The following is a 6,301-nucleotide window of genomic DNA, read 5'->3' on the forward strand; positions in this document are numbered from 1 at the left end:
CCCCCACCCCGGCCTCCGCCACCTTCCGGGCGAAGGTGCGCGCGAACGGCAGGAAGCCCTGATCCGGATGACGGCTGCCCACCATCGCCAGCCTGCGCCGGGGCGGCCCCGGGTTGCCCAGATGGAACAGCAGCGGAGGCGCGTCCTCCACCCCCACCAGCCGGGAGGGATAGGCCGGCGAGCCCGCGAAGGCCACCTGCAGCCCCGTCCGGGCACAGGCCTCTTCCGTCCGGGACGCCAGGGCGTCCAGCGATGCGACGGCGCCCAGTCGCTGACGGACGGTCGCGGGCACCGGGACATCCGCCACCCAGTCCCGCACGGGCGTGGACGCGAGCCGGGACAGCGCCCCACCGGCGAACGCGCGCACAGCGTCCAACGTCCGGGGCCCCAGGCCAGCAATGGCCCAGAGCGCCAGGGTGGCGCGCTGCTCGTCCCAGTGTAGGTGCGTATCCGTGTTTGTGTCCGCCATGCCGTCCCCCGCCTGTTTCCCACCTATATAGAGGTGGTCCCGGGAGGGGCGTGACACATAACACCGGTTCTTCGAGGGTCAAGCGACCCGCCCTTCCCGGGCGGGTCGGAATGCAGCATTCCTGCCGATCGCCGCCTTCGTTCAGCGGCTGGCGGTGGGCGTTCCGTCCTTGCGCATGGTGGCGCGGTCGCCGGCGGAGACCTCCACCATGGAGCGGGTCATCAGGCAGTTGGAGGTGCGCTCACGCACTTCCGTGACCATGCACTGGGCCACGGCCTCCCAGGGGTAGGTCTTCTGGCCCTTGCCCGCGTCGCCCATCTTGTAGTCGCTGCGGCCGAGCACATCCAGGCTGGGGTCGCCCCGGCGCTCGATGGTGAAGGTGTTGCCCACCTGCACGCCGTCCGCGGTGCCGCGGTCCACGACGACGAAGTTGTGCTCGCCCAGCAGCGTCTGGCCCGGCGTCATCGGCGTGAGCACGAAGCCGGGGATCTCCTTGCTGTTGGGCTTGGGGGAGATGCGCTCCGACAGCTTCTCGCTGGAGGGGCCCACCAGGTCGCCGCGGGAGATGGGGTCCCACGTCTCCATGATGCGCGCGGTGACCACTTCGTTGTTGATGGCGACGACCTGCACCGTGCCCAGGAGCTCCGTGAGGTAGCCCGTGCGCGCGTTCGTCACCGGGTGCTTCACCTCTTCCACGGTGTGGAAGATGACGTAGCGGTCGCCAATCTTGGCGGCGCCGCGCTTCTTGAAGCGCAGGTAGACCTTCTCCGGAGCGGAGAGCATCAGCGCCTCGGAGGTCGAGCCCTCGATGCGGCCCGCCTCGTCCAGCTCGCGCGTCGTCACGAAGCCCTTGGTCGTCACCGGGCTGGACTTGGCCGGGTCGTAGCCGATCTTCCCGACCACCGACACCAGGCTGCCGCCGCTCACGTCCGCGGGCGCCGTCACGTCGTCGGAGGGCAGGTCCCCGCCTTCCACGCGCGCGGGCACTTCCTCACCCCCCGGGAAGAACTTCACGTTGTTGCCCGGGTAGATCCAGTGCGGGTTGGCGATCTGCGGGTTGTAGGACCAGACCTTGGGCCAGTACCAGGGGCTGCCCAGGTAGCGCTGGGACAGGTCCCACAGCGTGTCGCCGGTCTCCACCGTGTGCACCTGGCCGGGCGCGCTCTCACGGCCCTGCGCGGCGCCGGGCGGGAGCGTGACGGAGGTGGGGCGCTGCTCCACGTCGTCGGAGATGTCCTGCCCTTCCGTCTCGGCGGACGGCTGGGGCTCCTCCTCCTGCGCGTCCTGGGCGAAAGCCGTCCATGCCGGCGCGACGGTGAGGGGCACGAGCAGGGTGGCGAGGATCCGGGAGCGCATCGGACGACGTCCTTTCACAAAAAGGGCTTACGGCGAGAGCGCGGCGAGCCGCTGCTCCGCCTGCGTGGCGGCGGCCGTCCCCGGGAACTGGGTGACGACGCGGGTATAGAGGGCTCGGGCATCCACGGCCTGGTTCAGCCGCACCCGGCACTCCGCGAGCCGGAGCATGCCGTCCTGGACGGCATCCCCAGCGGGGTAGTTCTTGATGAGCTTCTCGAACGTCTTGGCCGCGCCGGCCGCGTCCTTGAGCCCCATCTGGCCCAGGCCGCTGAAGTACAGGGCGTTGTCGGCGCGGGGGTGGCGAGGGTTCTCCGCCGCGAAGCGCGTGAGCGTCTCCACGCCGCCTTCCACGTTGCCGGTGCGCAGCATGGCCACCGCGCGCTCGTATTCGGCGTCGAGGATGTCCGGGTCCTTCTCCGGCGGCTCCATGCGAGCGGCCGTGGTGGAGCCCATCGAGCCCACCGAGCCCGTCCCCGACGAGCCCTCCACCGGTGAGATGAACATCTCCATCTGGTCCGTGTCCGGCTCCATCACCGCCACCGCCGTGTTGATGCGCGGCGCGGGTTCCTTCTTCGGCTTGAGCCGGACCACCGTCAGCTCCGCCGGCGCCAGGCTCAGCGACTCGCCCGCCTCCGGCGAGGCGGCCTCCGGCTTCGAGCTCGCGGTGGCCTTCGGGGACGCTGCGGCGGGGGCCGGGGCGGCGGTGCGGGCTCGCGAGACGGCGTCGCGGTTCTCCAACCGCTCCAGGCGCTCCAGCAGCGACGCCTGGGATGCGCGCAGCGTGCGCACCTCCGCCTCCAGCCGGCCCACTTCCGTCTGCGAAGCAGCGGTGGTGGCGCAGGCGGTCGGCGCGGACAGCGCGACAGCGGCAAACAGGCGGAAGAGGAAGGGACGCACCGGCACGAGCCTGGACGGAGGGAATTCCAGGTCGAGGATAGGAAGGCCGGTCGGAGACCGTCAAGAAAACGACCCCGGCGGGCCTCCGCTAGAAGCGGTGCAGCACGTAGTTGAGGTGACGCCCGGTGCGCCCCGCGTCCCGGCGGTGGGAGAAGAACCGGTCCGGATCACACGCCGTACAGGCCTGTAGCACGTCCACGTGCTCCGGCTTCAGGCCCGCCTTCAGGAGGGACTCCTTCACTGCGAGTGGCAGGTCCAGGTGCGGCTTGTCCCCCGCCCGGACGACCTCCGGGCCGAAGCGCGCTCGGAAGCGGTCGCCCAGCTCCGGGGACACTTCGTAGCAGCACGCCTGGATGCAGGGGCCCACCGCCGCCAGCAGGTCCTCCGGCCGGCTGCCCCGCGCCACCAGCGCCTCCACCGTGCGGGCGCTGATCTCCAGGTCCGTGCCCTTCCATCCGGAGTGCACCGCCGCCACGCGCCTGGCTCGCGGGTCCACGATCAGCACCGGCACGCAGTCCGCGGTGCCCACCGCCACCCAACTGCCCTCCCCTTCCGTCCAGAGCGCGTCCGCCTCGCCCAGCGTCGGGCGCAGCAGGTCGTCGGGTTCGCCGCGCGCCTCCAGCACCGTGTCGCCGTGCACCTGCGACACCCGGCAGAGCGCGCCCAGACGCGCGCCCGCGGCCTGGGCCAGCCGGCGGTGGTTCTCCTCCACCCGGGGGCGCTCGTCGTTCACGGAGAAGCCCAGGTTCAGCGACGCGTAGGGCCCTTCGGACACCCCACCCGCGCGCGTGGCGAAGCCATGGGGCACCGGCAGCAGCGCGGATGTGAGGAACACGGGCAGGGTCATGGGCGGATTTCCTATCACCGGGCTCGGTTTTCGGGAGTGCGCCCACCGTGTCACGGGTACAGCCCGTGAAAACAGGAAACCGCCGAGGACCCACACCCCCATTTCAATATTTCGACACCGGTACGTTTGACAGGGCGTGTCATGCCCCTGACAATTTTCAACACTCCGTCACTCGCGGACAGAACGCGAATGCACGAAGCACACTGCGCCCCGCACATGGCCCTCGGTTCCGAGACGATTGGCAGGAAGCTCTTGTGGAGCATCGCGCTGCCCGGGTTGGTGGTGGCGCTCCTGGGCGTGGGCCACTTCTCGCGCGAGGCGCGACAAGCGGTGCGGGAAGGCACGCACCTGGAGGCGCTCGCACTGGCGGAGGCCGTCGCCTCCACGTTTACGCTGCCGCAGGTGCCGGGCGCGGCTCCCCATGGCGCGGTGGCGGAGGTGCTGTCGTCGGACACGCGGCTCTTCCGCTCCGTGGAGGACCTGCGGGTCCTGACGCCGGACGGGCGCATCCGGTGGAGCCGGCGGCCGGCCGAGCAGGGCCACCCGCACCCGGAGGCCGCGCGGCTGTCCGCGACGGGGCCGGAGACGGCGCGCTCCAGCGACCACGGCACGGAGGTGGTGCGGCCCCTGGGCGGTCCGGAGTGCTCCGGCTGTCACACCGGCGAGGCCGCGCAGCGCATGGGCGTACTGCAGGTGCGCATGGGCGAGCCCGCGCTGACGCGCCAGCTCCAGACGGTGTTCCAGGACGCGCTGGGCGCGATGGTGCTCTTCGTGGGCATCCTGGGGCTCGTCACCTGGCTGTCGCTGCGCTTCGTGCTCACCGCGCCGCTCAAGCGGCTGAGCGAGGCCATGGGCCGCGCGGCGGACGGCGACCTGCTGGTGCGCGCGGAGGCCCGGGGCACGGATGAGATTTCCCGGCTGGGCGCGGCCTTCAACCAGATGCTCGCGCGGCTCACCTCCATGAAGGTGGAGGAGATCGACACGCACCGCGACCTTCAGCTGGTGAAGGAGAAGCTGGCGCTGAAGGACGAGCTGGAGGAGCGCCTGACGGAGCTGTCGCTGCTGTTCGACGTGGCCCGTTCGCTCAACACCACGCTGGAGCTGGACGAGCTCCTGTCGCGCATCACCCGCATGGTGGTGGAGCGCCTGCACATCCCGGACTTCTCCATCATGCTCCTCAACGAGGAGGGCCTGCTGGAGGTGAAGCACGCGTGGCCGCGGGGCCGGGGCCTGGAGGGCCACACCTTCGCCATGGGCGAGGGCGCATGCGGCCGGGCCGCCCAGGCGCGCAAGGCGGTGTACCTGCCGGACCTGACGGACAGCACCAGCGTCTTCGCGCGGCGCGGGCTGCGCGGCGGCTCGGAGCAGGGCTCGCTGCTGGCGGTGCCCATGGTGCACGCGGACACGCTCCTGGGCGTCATCAACTTCCAGCGCCCGGAGACGGCGAGCATCTCCGCGGAGGAGATCGAGCTCTTCACCGCGGTGGCGGATCAGGCCGCGACGGCGGTGACGAACGCGCGCCTGCACGCGGAGACGGTGAAGCTCACGCTGACGGACGCGCTCACGGGCGTGCCCAACCGCCGCCACCTCTTCCAGCGCCTGGACCTGGAGCTGGCGCGGGCCCAGCGCTTCGGCGTGCCGATGGCGCTGCTGATGGTGGACGTGGACCACTTCAAGCGGCTCAACGACCTGGCCGGACACCGCGCCGGGGACGAGACGCTGCGCCGGGTCTCCGACGTGCTCCGGACCCGCGCGCGCAAGGTGGACACGCTGGGACGCTACGGCGGCGAGGAATTCGTGCTGCTGCTGCCGCAGGTGTCCAAGGCCACGGCGGTGGAGGTGGCGGAGACGCTGCGCCGCGCGGTGGCGGACTCCGTCACGCTCAGCCGTCCGGGGCTGCCCGGGGGGCATGTCACGGTGTCCATCGGCGTCTCGCACTTCCCCACGGACGCGACGGCGCAGGACACGCTGGTGGACTGCGCGGACTCGGCGCTCTATTGCAGCAAGCGGACGGGCCGCAACCGCGTGACGGCGTTCGAGCCCGGCATGGAGGTCCACCCCGGCCGCGAGCGCAGCATCAACGCGCCGCCCGCGGACGCGCCGTCCACTCCGCCCGCGCCCTCCGGCATCGCGAAGGCCTGAGCGCGGGGCGTCAAGGCGCCCTGCCCCGCTCCTCCGAGCCGGGGCCTACCGCCGCACGAGCGTGCGGACCACGGGGAGCATCAGGTCCGCCCACTCCTCGTAGCCCTCCGCGGACGGGTGGAAGCCATCCGAGCAGAAGAAGTCCGGGCGCCGGGGGATCATCTCCCGGCTGGCGGTGTAGAGGTCCACCAGGTGGAGCCCGTGTGAGCGGGCCACGGAGGCGATGGCGTCGTTGAACGGCTCGATGCGCCCTTCGTACAGCGCGCTGGGCACCATCTTCGCCACCGGCGCGAGCGCCATGTCCGCCAGGTTCACCACCACCATGGACGCGCCGGTCTGCTTCAGCCGCCGGGCGATGCGGTCCAGGTCGTCCTCGAACTCCGCCACCTCGGTGCCGCGCCAGATGTCGTTGGTGCCCACGCCCAGGGTGATGAGCGTGGGCTGCAACGCGATGACGCGCTTGAGGGCGTTGTTGACGATGTCGCGCACGCGCGCACCGCTCTGCCCCAGGTTGCTATGGCCCACGGGGAGGCCGTCCTTCCGGAGGCGGGAGGCGAGCCGGTCGGGATAGCCCCCGCCCTGCGACGCCC

Annotated in this window: 6 protein-coding genes; 1 reads left to right on the top strand and 5 read right to left on the bottom strand. The window is 71.5% G+C overall.

Annotation, left to right across the window (positions count from 1 at the left end):
• From D7Y21_RS39630 to pgeF, 4 genes are all read right to left on the bottom strand, one after another.
• The coding region (locus D7Y21_RS39630) for a DNA-processing protein DprA (protein ID WP_199735589.1) at positions 1-469 on the bottom strand (469 nt) is incomplete at its 3' end.
• A gap of 141 nt (positions 470-610) precedes the next feature.
• Entirely contained in the window at positions 611-1,825 is a 1,215-nt protein-coding gene (locus tag D7Y21_RS39635) for a LysM peptidoglycan-binding domain-containing protein (RefSeq protein WP_121718479.1), read from the bottom strand.
• Positions 1,826-1,852: 27 nt separating this feature from the next.
• Positions 1,853-2,722, bottom strand: a complete 870-nt coding sequence (locus D7Y21_RS39640) for a tetratricopeptide repeat protein (protein ID WP_370039924.1) — start codon at positions 2,720-2,722, stop codon at positions 1,853-1,855.
• 88 nt (positions 2,723-2,810) lie between these two features.
• A complete protein-coding gene (pgeF, locus tag D7Y21_RS39645; RefSeq protein ID WP_121718480.1) occupies positions 2,811-3,569 on the bottom strand; it encodes a peptidoglycan editing factor PgeF in 759 nt (252 codons plus the stop codon).
• A 216-nt stretch (positions 3,570-3,785) separates the two neighbouring features.
• Between pgeF and D7Y21_RS39650 the strand changes: the two genes are divergently transcribed.
• Positions 3,786-5,711: a diguanylate cyclase gene (locus D7Y21_RS39650; RefSeq protein WP_121718481.1), complete on the top strand. Its 1,926-nt coding sequence runs from the start codon at positions 3,786-3,788 to the stop codon at positions 5,709-5,711.
• 45 nt (positions 5,712-5,756) lie between these two features.
• On the opposite strand, the gene D7Y21_RS39655 is transcribed toward D7Y21_RS39650, so the two are convergent.
• On the bottom strand, positions 5,757-6,301 hold a 545-nt coding region (locus D7Y21_RS39655), incomplete at its 5' end, for an SGNH/GDSL hydrolase family protein (protein ID WP_147469516.1).

This window comes from Corallococcus sp. AB045, assembly GCF_003668895.1.
GTDB lineage: Bacteria > Myxococcota > Myxococcia > Myxococcales > Myxococcaceae > Corallococcus > Corallococcus coralloides.

What these genes read in the sequence shown, in the direction of transcription:
- D7Y21_RS39650 (WP_121718481.1), top strand. Translation starts at nt 3,786, where the DNA reads ATGGCCCTCGGTTCCGAGACGATTGGCAGGAAGCTCTTGTGGAGCATC.
- D7Y21_RS39635 (WP_121718479.1), bottom strand. Translation starts at nt 1,825, where the DNA reads ATGCGCTCCCGGATCCTCGCCACCCTGCTCGTGCCCCTCACCGTCGCG.
- pgeF (WP_121718480.1), bottom strand. Translation starts at nt 3,569, where the DNA reads ATGACCCTGCCCGTGTTCCTCACATCCGCGCTGCTGCCGGTGCCCCAT.